The following is an 18,226-nucleotide window of genomic DNA, read 5'->3' as shown; positions in this document are numbered from 1 at the left end:
TTCGCGTGGTCCGCCGCCAAGGGGTCACTTCCGGCGCGGTCCGGCCCGGGCCAACCGGCCGGCGCACGGCAGGTGCGCCAGTGGGGCCGGCGGGGCGAGCCCGTCGCCCTGGCCGTGATCGATGTTGGTGGCGGCCACCGTCCGGCGTTCGGCGACGGTCTCGATGCCCTCGGCGAGCACGACGCCGCCGATCTCCTCGGTCACCCGGACCAGCCCGGCGGCGACCGCGCGCCGGGCGGGATCGGTGTCGATGCCGTGGGTGAGCCGCCGGTCGACCTTGATGACGTCCGGGCGCAGCTCGATGAGCTGCGCCAGCCCGGAGTAGCCGGCGCCGACGTCGTCCGCGGCGATGCGCGCCCCGAGTCCGCGCAGCGCGGCGATGCCCGCCAGCGCGCCGGGGGTGTCCTCGAGCCGGTCGTGCTCGGTGATCTCGACGAGGACCCGGTCCGCGTCGACCTCGGACAGCAGCCGCGGCAGGCCGGCGATCACGGTGCGTGGCGAGATGTTCACCGCGAGATCCAGCCCGGCCGGGATGCGCGGCAGCGCGGCCATCGCCGACCGGGCGGCGACCAGCTCGAGCTCGACCCCCAGCCCGATCGCGGTGGCGTCGGCGAACCAGCCCTCCGGGTCGCGCCCGCTGCCGGGGAAGCGCGACAGCGCCTCCACCCCGACGATCTCGTCACGCCGCAGGTCGAAGATCGGCTGAAAGACGATCTCCGGGCCGCCCGAGTCGATGACGCGGCTGACCCGCTCCCACACCGTGTTGCGTCCCTCCCACACCCGCTGCAGGTCGGACACCGAGTCGGCGAGCACCTCGGCGAGCAGCCGCATGAAGCGCCCGTCCCGGGAGCGCAGCCACGGGCGCGACTCGTGGCTCAGGCAGCCGAGCATCCCGTACACACCGCCGTCCCGGGTGATGACCGGGGTCGCCGCGTAGGCGCCCAGCCCCAGCTCGGCGGTGGCGGCGAGACCGGCCGTGCGGACGTCCCGCCGGCTGTCCACGATCATGGAGGGCAGCTCGCCCGAAAGAATCCGCGCGAAATACCCGCCTTCGGCCCGGATGGTGCTTCCGGGCATGAGCCCGAACGACGCGTAGTCACCGTCCAGCACCCGCAGTATCTGTACATCTCCCCGTATCTGCGACAGCCAGGCGACGTCCATTCCCATCGCGCGGCGCAGCATCCGCAGCAGCTCGACGACCGCCATGTCCGGCTCAGGGACATCCACGACCGGGCCGCGGGCCGGCAGCATGATTCTCCGTGCCGATCCGGAACTTATGGCCATGCCTCACACCTCCGTCAAGCAGAATGCCCTCGGCGGCGCGATCCTTCCGTACACGGAGGAGCTGTCACCGTTCAGTCAGGTCGCCGGGATGGCGGGCGTGACGGCGGGCCGGGACCAGCCCCGCCGTCACGGCGATCGACACCGGTCGGCATGACGGTCCTCGGAGTCGCGGTGGTCGGCCTCGGTGACGACCGCGAGCGGGTCCGACAGCAGCGAACGCCCGCACGGATCACCGAAGGCGAGTTGGCAGCCGCGCTCCCGCAGGCGGGCCGCGGTGGCCGGGCTGTCGACCCCGTCGGCGATCACGGTGATGCCGAGACCGATCAGGGTGGCGAGGCCGGTGCGGGCCAGGGCCGCGGCGACCTCACCACGGCCGGGCGCCGTCCAGGCCGTGGTGAGGTCGGGATGGACGGTGATCACATCCACCGGGGCGCTGCCGAGAATGTCGAGGGCGACGTCGATCAGGGTGTCCGGTGCCCCGATCTCGGCGAGCCCGATCCGGACCCCGCTGGCCCGGACGCGGCCGACGACGTCGCCGAGACCGGTCGGGTCCGTTCGTGGGCCCGGGCCGGCGGCGCGCGCGGTGGGGCGGATCTGCAGGACGAGGTCGGCGGGCGGGAGATCCGCCGCCCGCAGCGCGGCGGCGACGTCGTCGACGAGGGTCGGCTGGGCCGCCCGGCGGGCGGAGATCGTCACGTGCACCGGCAGCGGGCGGCCCGGCCCCCGCGCCCGGCAGGCGGCGCGCAGCAGGATCCGGTCCAGGGCCGGCGCCAGGCCGAGCACGTCGTCGGCGGGGAGCAGCTGGGTGGTACCGAGGTCGGAGTGCACCCAGGCGAGCCGGGCCTCGTGGGCCACCGGGGTGGCGGTGGCGAGGTCGACGATGGGCCGGTAGGTCACGGCGAGCCGGCCGTCGGAGGGCTCACCGTGGGCCGCCGCGTCCAGCGCGGCCCGCCGTGCCGCGCCTGGGCTCAGGCGCGAGCGCGAGCGCGGCACGGCGAGGTCGGGGGTATAGGCCGTCGGCTGCCCGTCGCCCTGTGCCTTCGCCGCGTACATGGCCAGGTCGGCGCGGTGCAGCAGGGCGTCCGCGGTGACGGGCCCGCCGGCCGGGTCGACGACGACGAGACCGGTGCTGGCCGCGACGGTGACCGTCGTGTCGGCGAGCCGGATGGGCGCCCGCACCGCGGCGGCGATGCGCCGCCCGACCGATCCGGGATCGTCGGCGTCGGTGTCGCGGTCGGGGTCGGGGTCGGGGTCCAGCAGGATCGCGAACTCGTCGCCGCCGAGCCGGGCGACCGTGTCCGCCGGCCGCACGCACCCGGCCAGCCGGCGGGCGGTCACCCGCAGCAGGTCGTCCCCGGCGGCGTGCCCGAACTCGTCGTTGACCCGCTTGAACCCGTCCAGGTCGCAGAACAGCACCGCGAGCCGTCCGGTGCCCGGGTCACGACCGCGGCGCAGCGCTCCCTCGAGCCGCTCGGTGAACAGGGCCCGGTTCGCGAGCCCGGTGAGCGGATCGTGGAAAGCCTGGTAGCGGAGCTGATGCTGCTTCTCCTCCACCTGGCCGAGGAGGCGGATGTTGTCGCTCATCGTGGCCATCTGCCGCAGCAGCGCGATCAGCAACAGGCCGAGCAGCCCCCACAGCTCCTCCTGCTGGGCGATGTCCTCCCCGGAGATCTCCAGCAGCGTCGCGATGCCAGCCGCGGCCAGCGGCAGATACGGCAGCATGGCGTGCCAGCGCCGGCGCCGGCGCCGGCGCCGGGAGGCGAACATCTCGCCGCCGTCCGCCTCGGCGGCTCGCCCCGGCCGGGACGCGTCCGGTGCCAGCGCCGCGAGCCCGACCAGCAGCGGCCCGGCGATCAGCAGCAGGTCCAGCAGCCGCGGGACGTCCGTCCCGCCGCGGACCACCACCGCCATGTAACAGGTGATCGAGGCCGTGACCGTGAGCAGGCCCATGACCAGCAGGTTCAGGCCGCCACCGGACCGCGGCTGGCGGAACACCGCGACCAGGATCACCGCCACGGCGACGATCAGGGTGGTGGCGGTCAGGACGAGCGAGTAGATGGGCCCTTCACCCAGCGGCCCCCGCGCCGCGATCGCGTCCTCCAGGACGGCGATCCAGGCCAGCAGCGTCACCGCGCCGGCCACGATCAGGCCGTCCAGGACCGTGATCACATACCAGCGGCGGTCCCGGCCCCGGCCCGACGGCCGCAGCGACAGGTCGAACGGGTCGGTCGGATAGCACAGCACTCCGGCCAGCCCGAACGCCTGCGGGACGAGGTAGGCGAGCGACGACGCGTCCTGCCTGGGCACCGGTGGCCCGCGGCTGACCACGGCCGGGAACATCTCCGTCGCTCCGGCGGCGATGCCCAGCACCATCGCGGCGATCAGCAGCCGCCACGCGCGTTCCGCGCCGCGGCGGCGCAGGCCGGTGACCACACAGGTCCCGCCACCCAGCACCAGACAGAAGAGCATGATCACCCGAACGGTGAGCAGCGCCGCCCGGGCGGGCAGGGCGACCGCGGCGACCGCCGAGCCGACGACCAGCAGCACGCTGACCACCGCCGCCGGCCAGAAACACCCGCCGCCGGCCGCCGCCTGACGCGGCGCCGTCCGCGACTGCCTCGCTGGCGGCACGGACGCCTCCGACATCACGCGCTCACCGCCTCCAGGCCGCGTGACCGGCGTCGTCGCCGGGCCGTGGCCCATCCCCTCCTCTCCTGCCCCGCGCCGGGCCGGAATATCCGGCTCGCTACGGAAGGTGACAGGATGTGCGCGGCGCCGCGCACCTCGCCGTGTGGACCGCGCCACGTGGGCGATCGGTCGGGGCGGGCGGTCCGCGGTGGAGGCTCCGCGGTGATCGCTCAGCCGAGCGTGTCGACGGTGACGTCCCAGAGCCGGGCCGCGGCCGCGGGGTCGAGGGCGTAGGCGGCCACGCCACCCCGGGCACCCGGCGTGTTCGGGAGCGCCTCGTTGCAGTCCTCGAAGTACCGGCCGCCGATCCCGTCCAGCAGCGGCGAGGTCGCGAGCAGCACCGACGTCGCGGCGCCCTGCTCGACGGACTTCCACGGCGTCGCCGGGGTGCTGCTCCCGCCGCGCAGCCGGTCGAGCTCTCCGGCGTCGACGTGCCGCTGCAGCCCGGTGACGATCGCCCCCGGCATCAGCGCGTTCACGGTGATGCCGTCCCCGGCCCAGCGCCTGGTCGCCTCGACGGCGAACAGCACGTTCGCCGTCTTGGACTGGCCGTACGCCAGCCACGGGTCGTAGGCCCGCTCGCGGAAGTGGATGTCGGTGAAGACCACCGGCGACCGCAGGTGCGCGGCCGAGCTGACCGACACCACCCGCGCGCCCCCGGCCGCCGCGAGCGCGCCGCGCAGGCCGGAGGCCACCGCGAAGTGACCGAGGTGGTTGGTCGCGAACTGCAGCTCCCAGCCCTCCGGCGTGCGCAGCTCGGGGGTGGCCATCACTCCGGCGTTGTTGACCAGGATGTGCAGCGGGCCGTCCCAGCCGGCGACGAACGCGGCGACCGACGCCCGGTCGGCGAGATCCAGCGGCGCCACGTGGATCTCCTTGTTGCCCGTGCCGGCGACGATGTCGTCGGCGGTCCGCCGGCCCGCCGCGACGTCACGGACCGCGAGGGTGACCTCGGCGCCGGCCCCGGCCAGCACCCGGGCCGTCTCGACCCCGATGCCGGACGACGCGCCGGTCACCACGACCCGGCGGCCACCGAGATCGACTCCGACCGCGACCTCCGCCGCGGTCGACTCGGCGGTGAACGGTGTGATGATCCGCCCGGGTGTCGCCATGATCTCTCCATTCCCGGGTGATCCGACCGTGCGGCCCACACCCGATCCGCGCCCGTATGGCCCAGTTAGCCCAGGTAGCCCACCATCTGGTCCACGGCGGACGCTACCGCCATCCGCGGGGCCGGTTCCGACACCCGCCGGCACACCTCAGGAGCAGGGCGGGTCGTAGGGCGTGTCCGGGAAGTTGGCGTGCCACTCCTTGGCGCCGATCCGGTTCGCCGGGTCGGCGCAGGCGTCGCGGGTGAGCACCGCCGGGTCGACCGTCCACAGCCGGACGGAGCCGTCACCGCCGGCCGACACGACGGTCCGCCCGCCGGGGACGAACATCGCCGCGCTCACCGCCTTCGTGTGCCCACGCAGGTCGGTGAGCGCGACGGGGTCCGCCGGGGCGGAGACGTCGGTGAGCCGGACGGTCTCGTCCTCGCTGGCCGTGACCAGGATCTTGCCCTGCGGGCCGAAGGCGACGCTGGTCACCCCGCCGACGCCACCGGGGGTGGAGCCCAGGTCGACGACCGGTCCCGGGCCGCCGACCCGCCAGGTGCGCACGGCGCCGTCGATGCCGCCGGCGGCGAGGGTCGAGCCGTCGACGGAGAACGCCACGGACCGCACCGTGCGGCCGGTGCCGCGCAGGGTGGAGCTGGTGGCGGGCCGGGCCGGGTCGGTCACGTTCCACAGCCGGACGGAGCCGTCGTCGCCGGCGAGGGCCAGCAGGCCGCCGCGTGGGGAGAACGCGACCGAGCGGATCCCGGCGACGGCGCCGTCGGTCGCCGACCGCCGCTGCGGGCGGGAGGGGTCGGTCACCGCCCACAGGCCGACCTGGCCGTCGTCGCCGCCGGAGGCGAGGGTGGCGCCGTCCGGGGCGAACGCGACGGACCGCACCCGGTCCCGGTGGAACGCGAGGGTGGCGAGCGCGCCGACGCGGGCGGGGTCGGTGACGTCCCACAGCCGGACGGACCCGTCGCCGACCCCGGCCGCGAGCAGGTTCCCGCCCGGGTTGAAGGCCACCGAGTAGACCCAGTCACCGACCCCGGCGACGGTGCCGGCGTGGACGGGGCGGGCGAGGTCGGTGAGATCCCAGAGCTCGATCGTCCCGGCTTCCGTCCCGGCGGCGAGCAGCCGGCCGTCGGGACGCAGGGCGGCGCTCAGGACGTGGCCGCCCAGCGACGCCACCACCGGGTCGATGTCCGCCGCGAACAGGCCGATCACCGCGTTGCGGGTGGATGTCGACTCCGGCGCGGCGTGGTAGGCCGCGAGCGCGAGCCGGCGGGCGAGCGGACGGTCCTGCAGCTGCAGCCGCAGTGCCCGGGCCGCGGCCTGCTCGGGGACGCCGGTCGGGCTCGGCGCGCCCCGGTTGTCGACCACGACGAGCGTGACCGTCGCGATGACCGCGGCCAGGATCGCCGCGAGCAGTGCCCTCCCGCGCCATCCGCCTCGCCTCGGCCCGCTCCGGTTCCGGTTGCGGCCATCCGTTCCGACCCGCCCCGCCGCCCCGCCCCGCCCCGCCGATTCGGCTCGGCCCGCCGCTCGGGCCCGGGCGCCCGCCTCCGGCCGCCCGGACGCCTTGGCCCGGCCGGTCGTCGCGGCCGGGCCGGTCGTGGCCGGCGCCGGCGAGCTGTGCGGGGACAGGACGGTCACCGGGGTCGGCGGGACGGCCTGCGTCTCCACCGACGCCGAGGACAGCGACGGCGACGACGGGTTCCCGGGCGTTCCCGGCGGCGCGGGCGTTCCGGGTGTTCCGGGTGTTCCCGGCGTCCGGGGTGTCCCGGGCGCGACCGGTTGGACGAGCGCGGCGACCTCGGCGAGCGGGAGTCCCAGGGGCAGCTCGGCCTCGTCCACGCGCATGTCGAGCAGCCGGGCGTAGAGCTGCTCGGCGGTGGGTCGGTCGGCCGGGGCCTTGCGCATCGCGTCCTCGACCAGCGGGCGCAGCGAGTCCTCGAAGCCGTCGAGGGCGGGGGTGTCGTTGACCGTGCGGTAGAGCAGGGCCGCCGCCGGGCCGGTGCCGAAGGGATAGCGGCCGGTGCCGGCGTACACGATCACCCCGCCCCAGGCGAAGACGTCCGCCGCGGAGGTGATCGTGTCCCCGCGGGCCTGCTCGGGGGCCATCAGCGCGGGGGTGCCGACCGGATACTCCCCGCTCAGCACGGACGCCGTGTCGAGCGCGCGGGCGATCCCGAAGTCGATGACCTTCGGGCCGAGCCGGGAGAGCACGATGTTGCTGGGCTTGAGGTCGCGGTGGACGATGCCGGCGCGGTGGATCGCCATCAGCGCGGTCGCCATGCTGGCGGCGAGCTGGTGCAGCTCGGCGGGGTGCAGCGGCCCGCGCTCACGGACCACCTCGGCCAGGGTCGGGCCGTCCACGAACTCGGTGACCAGGTAGGGCACGTCGGCGGTGACGTTCACGTCGAGCACCGCCGCGGTGCAGAACCGGGCGACCCGCCGGGCGCTGTCCGCCTCCCGCTTCAGCCGCTCCCGGAACTCGGCGACCCGCGCCAGGTCGGGTCGGACGAGCTTGACGGCCACCTGCCGCCCGGAGCCGTTCACCCCGAGATAGACGGTGCCCATGCCGCCCGCCCCGAGACGGCGCAGCAGCCGGTACGGCCCGACCCGCACCGGATCGGTGCCGTCGAACCCGTCGGCTTCACCGAGGCTGGACGAGCTCACCGTCACCCGCTACGACTGCCGCCGCCGGGGGCCGTGCAGCTGCCGCCGCCGGGGGCGACGGCCACGCAGGGGGGCCGTCTGGCGGTGGACGGCGAGGGACCCGAACGCGAGCAGGAACGGCAGCGCCACCGACGGGACGGAGGCACTCGTGTCCGCGGAGACCAGCATCATGTCGACGCCGGAGGCGAGGTGGGCCCCGCAGTCCGCGACAACCTGCCGGTGGCCGGGACGGAAGCTCGCGAAACGCACCACGGTCTCGAAACGCCCGTCCTGGTCGGCGACGGTGCGCCCGACGAGCTCGCCGTCGGCGGTCAGGGTCGTCTCCGCGCCCGGGGCGCAGCCGGCACCCTGGGCGTAGAGGAGGTCACCGGCGGCCAGAGCGTACCGGTCGAAGCGCAGCTCCCCGGGTACGGGCTCGCGCGCGACCGGGACCCCGGGCGGCGGTGGCGGCGAGCCGGGCCGGGCGACCGGGGCGCAGGCGCCGAGGACACGCACCGTGCCCGGCGGGCACTTCGCCGCCTCGACCGGCTCGGCGCACCGGCTCCCGAGCGGGACGGTGACACCGCCCGGGCAGGACGTGCGACCGGGCGGGCAGGCGGCGGTGCTGGGCGCGGTGGAGCCGTCCCAGCAGGCGACCGGCGCGGGCCGGGCCGGTGCCGGCTTCGGGCACGGCTCCCCCACGGCCACGCTGACCGGGCTGTCCGGGCACTGGACGCGCCGGATCGGGCAGTCGCCGGCCGTCCGGGCCCACGAGCCGTCGGCACAACGCACGACCGGCGCCCCGCCACCACCGCCACCGTTCGTCCCGTCACCGTTCGCCCCGCCACCACCGTTCGCCCCGCCACCACCGCCCGTCCCGCCACCACCGCCCGTCCCGCCACCACCGGAGGGGCTGCCGGTCGGGTGGTCGACCGGCGGGCAGCCGGGCAGGGGCAGCGCGTCGAACGGGCGGCCCAGCCTCGGGCAGACGACGGTGCCGCCGCAGTTCCCGTCCGGTGCCGCCGTCGAGCCGGTTCCCCGGCCGGCCCCGCAGGACGGGCTCGGCGTGGGGCCGGCGGTCCCGCCAGGGGTGGGGGACTCCCCGGGAGCGGCGGTCGCGCTGGGGGTGACCGGCGGGCAGCCGCGCCGGCGCGGCGCCGCCGGCCCGGTCGGGCACGAGGGCACGGCGGTCGGAGTGGCCGGTGCGGTCGTCGGGCTGTCGCCGCCCGCCCCGGCCCCACCCGGTCCGGTCGTGCCCGCGGGCACGTCCGGACCGCCGGAGTTCGGTTCGGTGGCGCCGGCCGGCGGCGCCGCTCCGGAACCCGTCGGCGGCGGCACCGGCTCCGCGGACGGCTCAGGGGCGGGCGCGGGCGCGGGCGGCGCGGGCGCGGGCGGCGGCTGTTCGGCCGGCGACCCAGCCGACGATTCAGAGCCGGACGTGGCCGCCGGCGGGACGGTGTCGAGCGCCGAGGCCGGCACGGCCGCGCCCCCGGCGGGCGGAACAGCACCGACGACACCGCAGAACAGAGCGGTGAAAGCGAGCAGGAGAACGCGGAGAACCCACGGTTTCCCGCGCATTCCAGCGGCGCGTCGTCCGCTCACCATCCACCACCCCCGGAACAGTTTTCCAGCATTGTTGAAGCCGGTCGCGATCCCGCCCGGCACGCGGGCCGGCGATCGCCGGTACCACCCATTGGTGGAGTTCAACGGCGCCGCGGCACCGGAAGTGCGCCGCCTCGAACGGTGCCCGCCCCCACCCAATACGATTGCGATGCGGGGCCGTCGACATCCTGGCCAGCGTAACATCCGATTCGGTGAGCCACCGGCCGGAAGGAGAGATGTGATTTCCGGATCGCGCGGGCCGGCAACGGCACCAAAATGCCGCCTCCTCGCCGCCCTTGTCCTCTGCATGACCTGGCTCGGGGTATTCTTCGCACCCGCCGCCCGGGCGGAGAACGACAATACGACACGGCTGTCCGTCAGCGTCGACGGCCGACCGCTCGATGGTGACGTCGTCCTCGACGCGTCGGCCGCGACCCGCCTCGTCGTGGGCCTGGAGAACCTCGGCCGGTCGGCGCTCGAGGTCGACTCGATGCGCCTGAGCGGGACGGTGCTCGGCCTGACCTTCTTCGACTACGACACCCGGGTGCGCACGACCGTCCCGGCGCGCGGCGCGGCGACCTGGACGGTCGATCTCGACCTGCGTGACCTCGCCCACCGGGCCAGCGGCTCGCTGCCGGTGACGGTGGAGATCCGCGACACGAACCTCGCCACGGTGGCCGCGGCGAACGGGCACGCCGACGTCCGCGGCTCGCTGTTCTCCACCTACGGCCTGTTCGGCCTGGGCCTGTTCACTCTCGCGGGCCTGCTGCTCGCGGCGGCCCTGCTCGCGGCACGGCGGGACACCCCCGGGCCCGCACCATGGCGGCGTGGCCTGCGTCTCGTCCCCGCGGGCGCCGTGGCGGGGCTCTTCCTGGTCCTCGCGCTGTCGGCGGCACACCTGACGACCCCGTCGACACCCACCGACCTCGCGATCACCCTCTGCGGGGCGCTGATCGCCTTCGGGATCGGTCGCGTCCTGCCGACCCACGCCCAGCCCGGGGGTGCTCACACCCGTGAAGAACCGGCTTCGTCCTGATCCTTCTACGGAGTGGGTGTCAGCTGCCGGCGAGCCTTCACGACGGGACGGTCACGGACGCGGGACGGCCACCGGCGATCATCGCGGCCCGTCGACCATCGAAGATCAGCCGGTGGCCGTGGGTCACCGCACGGAACCACCGAGAACGCCGCTTTGACATTTTTCAGGCGTTCCCCGCCTCGCGTTCCCGGTCATCCGCCTGGAAAAATTTCGACAATCATCCCGAAACGAACCGCAGGTCGGAGGTCGGTCAGACCACGGGAAGAATGTAGTCTCCGCTGCCGGAGAAGGTGTGTCCGCCACCTGCGGGACAGGCACCGTAACCGGGATGCCCGTTGAACCACAGCCCCTCACACTTCGAACACCACCGCCAATAATTTTGGGCCACGCGGGCCACACCGACCGTGCTGAGAGTCAAAGCGCCGGCGGTCACCACGACCGCTCCCGCCGGATCAATATTTCGGACGGGCGCACGCAAGCATGCGGTCCACCCAGCGGACCGGCGACCAATCCTTCTCAACCTTCTCCGACGACATGACGTCAGGGTGCGAGGTCCTCGCTTTCGATCCGAATGCTACTCAGACTTCGTCGACCGCCCTCGCTACAGCCCAGCGTATCCCGATTAGGCTAGCCGGACGGGTCCGGCACACCGCACGGCAGCCAGGTTAAGATCTTGCGACACCATTGGACAGTTCGACTGTTTTTACTCGATTGAATGATTACCGGTCCGAACTTCTCCGCCATTAGAACCGGTTTAACAAAGTATTCCGAACAGGGGCATGGCAGGTAGGTCTGCGAATGGTGCCTGGGACCGGGGAAAATCAGGAGACGGTCGGCGATGAGGTCTCTGGGCGCGGTTGGCACCGCGGGCTCCGGGGCGTCCACGGCGGTTCCGCTACCCGGGACGCCGCCCGGTCGAGGACCGGGCGGCGTCGAACGGGATCCGATGGATGCTGCGCGATGACGTGCCCTGGCGGGAGTCGCCCACGGGCTTGTTCGGGGTGTCGGGGTGAGGTGCTGGCGTCGCCTGGGGGGTTGGGCCGCCGCCGGGGTGTGGCAGGAACTGCGCACCCGGCGCCGGCGTCGAGCCGCAGGGCCGGGTCCGTCCGGCGGGGCCGCAGGCGGGCGGTCGACGTCAACCCCCGCCTGCGCCCGGTGCCGGGCATGGTTTCGAGGAACCACGGCGGCTCGGTGACAGCCAGAACTCACCCACTCGCCACGCATCGCCGGGCGATGGGATCCGGCGCGCGAAGATCCCGGCCGCGTGCCCGTGCTGCGCCACGGCCCCGGCCACGGCCCGGCCTGCGCTCCGCGGCGGTTCGAACATGATCAAAATAGTGGTACCGAACGCCTCAGAGACTGATCGCCGTCCTGCCGCTTCGGGCCCGTCTCAGCCGGGGAACGGGCCGGCGCGGCCGAGCAGCGCCGGCACGTCGGTCCCGAGCTGCGCGCCGATCCACCGGCCGGTGTCCGCGAGCTGACGGAGATCCACACCGGTCGGGACGCCCATCCGGTCGAGCAGGTAGACGAGGTCCTCGGTGGCGATGTTGCCGGTGGCCGCCGGGGCGAACGGGCAGCCCCCGATGCCCCCGGCGCTGGCGTCGAGCGTCTCCACACCGGCACCGAGCGCGGCCACGGCGTTGGCGTAACCGGTGTTGCGGGTGTTGTGGAAGTGGCACCGCAGGGCGACGCCGGGAGCGACGTCGCGGACGGCCGCCACCAGCTCGGTGACCTGGGTGGGCACCCCGACACCTATGGTGTCGGCCAGGGCGATCTCCGCGGGTTCCGACTCGGTGACCCGTCGGGCCAGGTCCCGGACCCGCTCCGGGCTCACCTCGCCTTCGAACGGGCAGCCGAACGCGGCCGAGAGCGTGACGGACGCCCTGATGCCGGCCTGGCGGGCCAGTTCCGCGATCTCCGACCAGGCGCGCAGGCTCGCCTCGACGGTCATCCCCTGGTTGCGTTCGCTGAACGTCTCGGTGGCGAGGACGACCATGTTGACCTCGTCGACGCCCGCCTGCAGGGCGCGTTCGAATCCCCGCCGGTTCAGGACCAGGCCGATGTAGGAGACCCCGCCGTCGCGGGGGACCTGCGCCATCACCTGTTCGGCGTCGGCCATCTGCGGCACCCGCTTCGGGTGCACGAACGCCGTCGCCTCGATCCGGCGCACGCCGCCGGCGACGGCGCGCCGGATCAGCTCCACCTTGGTCTCGGTCGGGAGCAGCGTCTTTTCGTTCTGCAGGCCGTCACGCGGGCCTACCTCGCAGATCGTGATGGCCACGCGGTTACTCCGTTCACGGGTTCGACTGGTGCCGGTCGGATACTGGGTGCCGGTCCGATACTGGTGTCGGTCAGATGATGCCGTCGGCGACGAGTTGTTCGCGGTCGGCGGGGCTGAGGCCGAGCAGGCCGCCGTAGACGGTCTCGTTGTGCTCGCCGAGCTCCGGGCCCAGCGAGCGGATGCCGCCCGGCGTGGCGGACAGCCGCGGCGCGACGTTCTGCATCGGGAACTCGCCGAGGCGGTCGTGCAGCAGCCGGACGACGGCCTTGCGGGCCTTGAAGTGCGCGTCGGTGACCATGTCGGCCGCCGTGTAGATCCGGCCGGCCGGGACACCCGCCTCGTGCAGGCGGTCGAGGAGCTGCTCCGAGGGCTGGGTCGCGGTCCACTCGCCGATGATCTTGTCGAGCTCCTCGAGATTCTCGCCGCGCCCGTGGTGTGTGTCGAAGTGCGGGTTCGTCGCCAGTTCAGGGCTGCCCATGACGTCGCAGAGGCGGGTGAAGATGGTGTCCCGGTTCGCCGCGATCAGGATCTCCGCGCCGTCCGCGGTGGTGTAGACGTTGCTGGGCGCGACCCCCGGCAGGATGGAGCCGGTGCGCTCGCGCCGGAAGTCGGCCAGCTCCCATTCCGGCACCAGGGCCTCCATCAGGGCCAGCACGGCCTCGTAGATGGCGGAGTCGACGACCTGCCCGCGACCGCTGCGCTCCCGGTTGAGCAGCGCCATGACCGTTCCGAGCGCCGCGAACGTGCCCGCCAGCGAGTCGCCGAGCGAGATGCCGGTGCGGCTCGGCGGGCGGTCCGGATTCCCGGTCGTGTAGCGGATGCCGCCCATCGCCTCCCCGATGGAGCCGAAGCCCGCCCGGTTCGCGTACGGGCCGTCCTGCCCGTAGCCGGTGACCCGGACCAGGACGAGCCCCGGATTGATACTCGAAAGAGTGTCGTACCCGAGGTTCCACCGTTCCAGGGTGCCGGGGCGGAAGTTCTCCACGAGCACGTCCGCGTGCTCGGCGAGTCGCCGTACCAGTTCCTGGCCGCGGGCGTCCCGCAGGTCACAGGTGATGGACTTCTTGTTGCGGGCGATGATCGGCCAGGTGAGTGACAGTCCGCCCGGCGCCTGGCTGCCCCAGTTGCGCATCGGGTCGCCCCCGGCGGGGTCCTCTATCTTGATGACTTCCGCGCCGAAGTCGCCCAGCAGCTGCCCGCAGAACGGGCCGGCGATCAATGAACCGAGCTCGAGAACACGGCATCCCGTCAACGGCCCGTGCACTTCTCCGTTGCCCACTGGTCTCCTCAGCTTTCCACTTGGCTCGGTCAGATTTTTCGGGCCGCGGTGTCGGCTTCCCAGATCGCGTTGAAGATGCGCCGCGGCGCCTGCGCGTCGCCGACCAGGTGGACGTCGAGACCGGTGCCGTCGAGCTCACGGGCGAGCAGGTCGTCGACGGTGTTGCCGAGAACGAGCACGACACCGTCGACGTCGGACAGCTGGGAGGTCTCACCGGTGAAGACGTCGGCCAGGGTGACGGTGTCCTCGTCGATGGCGCGCACCTCGACGTTCGGCGTGAAGGTGACCCCGGAGCGCCGCAGCTGCCCGAACGCGAACGGAAGATCATGACCGTCGGCGAAGGCATGCCCGAGCTGGGGGTACTGCGAGATCACGTGCACCTCGTGGCGGCGCTGGGCCAGGTACTCGGCGGTGACGAACGCCTGGCGGTCGCCGGTGTCGTCGACGATCAGGATCCGGTTCGGCAGGTCGACGCCTCCGGTGAGGATCTCCACCGGGGTGTAGACGTTCCACTGGTCCGAGCCGGGTAGCGCCGTGGCGTCCCGGGCCCACCGTTCGGGACGGCGAGCCGTCCAGCCGTGGCGCAGCGGCGTGGATCCGGTGGCGACCACGACCGCCTCGAACCGGCCGACCAGCTCGTCGGCCGTGGCCCGGTGCTTGAGCTGGACCGTCACGTCGGTCCGGGCCAGCTGGGTGATCAGCCAGTCGGTCACCCCGGTCCACTCCCGGTAGGACGGTGCCCGCGCGATCAGGTTGACCTGGCCGCCGAGGGTGTCGTCCTGCTCGAAGAGGGTGACCTCGTGGCCGAGCTCGGCGGCGGTCAGCGCGGCACGCAGCCCGGCCGGACCGCCGCCGACGACCGCGACCCGCCGGCGACGCCGCTGCCGGGTCTCGTCGTGCCGGAACTCCCGCTCCCGGCCGACCTGCGGATTGTGGATGCACGCCAGCGGGCCGCGAGCGAAGGAGGCGACGCACCAGTTCGCGCCGACGCAGGGCCGGATGTCGTCCGGGCGCCCCTGCTCGGCCTTGACCGCCCACAGCGGATCGGCGATCAGCTGACGGGCCATGCCGACGAACTGCGCCCGGCCGCTCGCGAGGATGTCCTCGGCCATCTCCGGGGTGGTGATCCGCCCGACGGCCACGACCGGCAGCGAGACCGCGCGGGTGATGTTCGCGGTGTCGGCGACCTCGTAGCCGGCGGGCCGCGCCGCCGAGGTGCCGTAGATCTGCATCCGGTCCAGGTAGGTGCCCTGGGTGGTGGAGATGTAGTCCAGGGCGCCCCAGCTCTCGACCTCCGTCGCGATGCGCACCCAGTCGGCGTTGTCGAGGCCCTGCCCGGGGCCGTCGTTGCTGTTGACCCGGATCCCGAGCACCCGGTCGGCGGGAACGACCTGGCGCACCTCCTCGACGATGCGGCGGACGATGCGGATCCGCCCCTCGAACGAGCCGCCGTACTCGTCGGTGCGGTGGTTCGTGGCGGGGGACAGGAACTGGCCGAGCAGGTAGCCGTGCGCCAGCCCGTGGACCTCGACGCCGTCGACACCGCCCTGGATCGCGTACCGCGCCGCCAGGACGTAGTGCGCGACCAGCTCGTCGATCTCCCGGTGGGTCACCTCATGCGGGATCTCCCGGTACACCGTGTCGGGCACCGGGCTCGGCGCCCAGGTGGGCAGCCGGCTGATGATGCCGTCGGTCTGCCGCCCGCGGTGCCACAGCTGGGCCATCAGCAGCGTGCCGTGCGGCTGGACGGCGGCCGCGATCTTGCGGTAGCTGTCCACCACCGCTTCCTCGTAGGCCAGGATCACCCCGCGCCGGGGCCGGGTGGTCGGGTGCACCGCCATGGCCTCCATGGTGATCACGGCCACCCCGCCGCGGGCCCGCTCGGCGTAGTAGTCCGCGCTGGCGTCGGCGAAGGTGCCGTCGGTGGAGAACTCGGTGGCGTGCGCGGCGAGCCAGAGCCGGTTGCGGGCCGTACGCGGCCCCAGTGCGATCGGGGAGAACAACGTCGGGTACTCGTGGGGCATTCGTGCCTCCAGGGCCTCGGCCGCGGGCGTCAGTGGTGGGCCAGGAGCTGCCCGAAGCCCTCCGCCTGGTCGTCGACGTCGTTGCTGCGCAGCGCGTACCAGTAGGTCGCCGTGTTGACCGAGATCACCGGAAGCTCGAGCCACTGCTCGGCCTCCGCGGCGATCCGGCCCATGGACATGTTCGCGCCGAACTGGACGATCGCCCGCGGCCGGTCGGCGGCGAGCCGCTTCAGCTCGCGCCGCAGGGTCTCCCCCGAGGTGTGCGCGATCTGCACCGCCGTGGGGCTGCGCAGGTGGACCGCGGTGTGCAGCTCGTAGCCGCGGCTCTCCACGAAGGAACGCAGATGCGGCTCCGAGGACGGCTGATAGGGGGTGATCAGACTGATGGGCCCGTCCTCGACACCGACCGCCCGCAGCGCGCTGGGGATCGCGTCTCCGGCGTGGATGAGCTGAAGATCCTCACCGAACTTGGCCCGCAGCCGGTCCCGGATCGCCTCACCGGCCTTCGGGTCGCCGTAGACCGCCTCGATGGAGACCCCGAGCACGACACACGCCGGGTCGCAGGTCAGGACGGACCCGACCGCGTCGTCGACATTGCGGTCGATGTCCCGGACGAGCCCGTCGAAGTCCTCGTCGTTGTTGACAACCCAGTCGGGGATGTGAATGCGCGCGATGTGGTTGGTCACTCCGCGCGGCCGCATGTCGTCATACTCGGGCTGCACGACGGTGTTCACCGAGGGCGTGACCACACCCAGTTTCAGTCGCCAGCCTAACGCGTCCGTCATCACAAGCTCCGTTCCGTCGAGTCCCGGCTCTGTCCGTTCCCGGCGAGCGATGAGTGGCGAGCGGTGCGTGGCACGCGACCACCGGCGTGGCACGCGCCGGGCCGACCCGCGCCGGGCCGGAGACGCCGGACGGCGAGCTCACCGACCTCGTCACCGGAGCCCGCACCGGTCACCGGAGCCCGCACCGACCCGCGCCGGACGGTGTGGGTCACCCGGCCGCGCGCGTCACCGGCCGGCGGTGCCGGCAGCCGCGACCCCCTGTCGCGTCGGCTCGGCAACCGGCCCTTATTGCATACACTTTGCCCGGAAGCATCGCAAGAGTCTTGCAACAAAACGGTCCTCCGACCTATATTGCATACACCCTTCCTCCCTGAGGCGGTGTTCGGATGGCCAACGCAGGCCCTCGACGGACCGGACCACGGCGACCTACATCACCGCGACCCGCAGCACGGCGACCGGGATGGCGGCACCCTGGAACGCGGTGTCCTGGAACGCGACGCTCCGCCGCACGCGGCCGGGCGGAGCTGGGCGGCGAGGCGACAACCGGGGCCGGGCCGACCAGCCGAGGTCGCCGCGAACCGACTGACCGACCCGGGCGTGGTGCCCGTCCAGGCCACCTCGCCCGCGGCGCGCACGAAGCAGGTTGACGGCATCCGTGATGACGGCGTCCGTGGCCTCCGTGGCGAATTCGCGATTATTGCCGAGAGGGGCGAATATGGCGGTAAAAGTTTACGAGCGCATCCTCCAGTTGTTCGAGGCCGAGGGGATCAAGACGATCTTCGGTATTCCGGACCCGAACTTCGTGCACATGTTCCACCTCGCGCAGGAGCGTGGCTGGACCGTGGTGTCGCCGCACCATGAGGAGTCCGCCGGGTTCATGGCGGAGGCGGTGTCGCGGATGACGGGGAAGGCGGCGCTGGCGATCGGCACCCTGGGCCCGGGTGTCGCGAACCTGGCCGGCGCGATGATGTGCGCGAAGGTCGAGAACTCGCCGGTGATCTTCCTGGGTGGTCAGCGGGCCCGGATCACCGAGCAGCGGGTCCGCCGGGGGCGGATCCAGTTCGTGCAGCAGGCCGACCTGTTCGCGCCGTCGGTGAAGTACAGCGCGAGCATCGAGTACCCCGACCAGACCGACGAGATCATCCGTCAGGGTCTGCGCAAGGCCCTGTCGGGCACGCCGGGCCCGGTGTACATCGAGTACCCCTCGAACGTGATCCTCGAGGAGCTCGACGTCCCGGAACCCCTGCCGCCGGCGGCGTACCGGCTGGTGGACCAGACCGCGGGTCAGGACCGGATCGACGAGGCCGCGGCGTACATCCGCGCGGCCAGGCAGCCGATCCTGCTGGTCGGGCACGGGGTGCACACCTCCCGGGCGGGGGAGTCCGTGCGCGCGCTGGCCGAGGCGATGGCCTGCCCGGTCATCCAGACCTCCGGGGGCACCTCGTTCATCAAGGGCCTGGAGGACCGCACCTTCCCCTACGGCTTCTCCGCCGCG

12 protein-coding genes are annotated in these 18,226 nt (G+C 73.4%); 3 read left to right on the top strand and 9 right to left on the bottom strand.

Going from position 1 to position 18,226, the window contains the following annotated elements:
- Positions 1 to 24: 24 nt before the first annotated feature.
- The 5 genes from B056_RS38020 to B056_RS44780 all read right to left on the bottom strand — a co-directional run bounded on the left by B056_RS38020 (position 25) and on the right by B056_RS44780 (position 9,302).
- Positions 25 to 1,251: a sensor domain-containing phosphodiesterase gene (locus tag B056_RS38020; RefSeq protein ID WP_018504781.1), complete on the bottom strand. Its 1,227-nt coding sequence runs from the start codon at positions 1,249 to 1,251 to the stop codon at positions 25 to 27.
- Between the two features lie 159 nt (positions 1,252 to 1,410).
- Complete coding sequence (locus tag B056_RS38010) at positions 1,411 to 3,915, bottom strand: diguanylate cyclase domain-containing protein (RefSeq protein WP_230203191.1); 2,505 nt, start codon at positions 3,913 to 3,915, stop codon at positions 1,411 to 1,413.
- A gap of 227 nt (positions 3,916 to 4,142) precedes the next feature.
- A complete protein-coding gene (locus tag B056_RS0125975) occupies positions 4,143 to 5,084 on the bottom strand; it encodes an SDR family NAD(P)-dependent oxidoreductase (RefSeq protein ID WP_018504778.1) in 942 nt (313 codons plus the stop codon).
- A 147-nt stretch (positions 5,085 to 5,231) separates the two neighbouring features.
- Entirely contained in the window at positions 5,232 to 7,751 is a 2,520-nt protein-coding gene (locus B056_RS0125970; RefSeq protein ID WP_018504777.1) for a WD40 repeat domain-containing serine/threonine protein kinase, read from the bottom strand.
- 3 nt (positions 7,752 to 7,754) lie between these two features.
- Positions 7,755 to 9,302, bottom strand: a complete 1,548-nt coding sequence (locus B056_RS44780; protein WP_230203194.1) for a hypothetical protein — start codon at positions 9,300 to 9,302, stop codon at positions 7,755 to 7,757.
- 331 nt (positions 9,303 to 9,633) lie between these two features.
- Here B056_RS44780 and B056_RS0125960 point away from each other — a divergent pair, with 331 nt between their 5' ends.
- Both B056_RS0125960 and B056_RS46200 read left to right on the top strand, forming a co-directional pair.
- A complete protein-coding gene (locus tag B056_RS0125960) occupies positions 9,634 to 10,362 on the top strand; it encodes a hypothetical protein (protein ID WP_018504776.1) in 729 nt (242 codons plus the stop codon).
- A gap of 857 nt (positions 10,363 to 11,219) precedes the next feature.
- Positions 11,220 to 11,375, top strand: a complete 156-nt coding sequence (locus B056_RS46200; RefSeq protein ID WP_084647246.1) for a transposase — start codon at positions 11,220 to 11,222, stop codon at positions 11,373 to 11,375.
- A gap of 377 nt (positions 11,376 to 11,752) precedes the next feature.
- On the opposite strand, the gene B056_RS0125950 is transcribed toward B056_RS46200, so the two are convergent.
- The 4 genes from B056_RS0125950 to B056_RS0125935 form a co-directional block, all read right to left on the bottom strand.
- Entirely contained in the window at positions 11,753 to 12,643 is an 891-nt protein-coding gene (locus B056_RS0125950) for a hydroxymethylglutaryl-CoA lyase (RefSeq protein ID WP_018504774.1), read from the bottom strand.
- A gap of 70 nt (positions 12,644 to 12,713) precedes the next feature.
- Positions 12,714 to 13,922 (bottom strand): CaiB/BaiF CoA transferase family protein, encoded by a 1,209-nt coding sequence (locus B056_RS0125945; RefSeq protein WP_026240162.1) that lies wholly within the window; start codon positions 13,920 to 13,922, stop codon positions 12,714 to 12,716.
- A gap of 29 nt (positions 13,923 to 13,951) precedes the next feature.
- Positions 13,952 to 15,946: an oxidoreductase gene (locus B056_RS0125940; RefSeq protein WP_018504772.1), complete on the bottom strand. Its 1,995-nt coding sequence runs from the start codon at positions 15,944 to 15,946 to the stop codon at positions 13,952 to 13,954.
- A gap of 29 nt (positions 15,947 to 15,975) precedes the next feature.
- Entirely contained in the window at positions 15,976 to 16,731 is a 756-nt protein-coding gene (locus B056_RS0125935; protein ID WP_026240161.1) for a maleate cis-trans isomerase family protein, read from the bottom strand.
- Positions 16,732 to 17,446: 715 nt separating this feature from the next.
- On the opposite strand from B056_RS0125935, the gene B056_RS0125925 reads away from it, so the two are divergent.
- On the top strand, positions 17,447 to 18,226 hold a 780-nt coding region (locus B056_RS0125925), incomplete at its 3' end, for a thiamine pyrophosphate-binding protein (protein ID WP_018500628.1).

Source organism: Parafrankia discariae, assembly GCF_000373365.1.
In the GTDB taxonomy this organism is placed as follows: Bacteria; Actinomycetota; Actinomycetes; order Frankiales; family Frankiaceae; genus Parafrankia; species Parafrankia discariae.
Note: the sequence above shows the minus strand (reverse complement) of the source record. Positions and strands in the feature narration are given on the sequence as shown.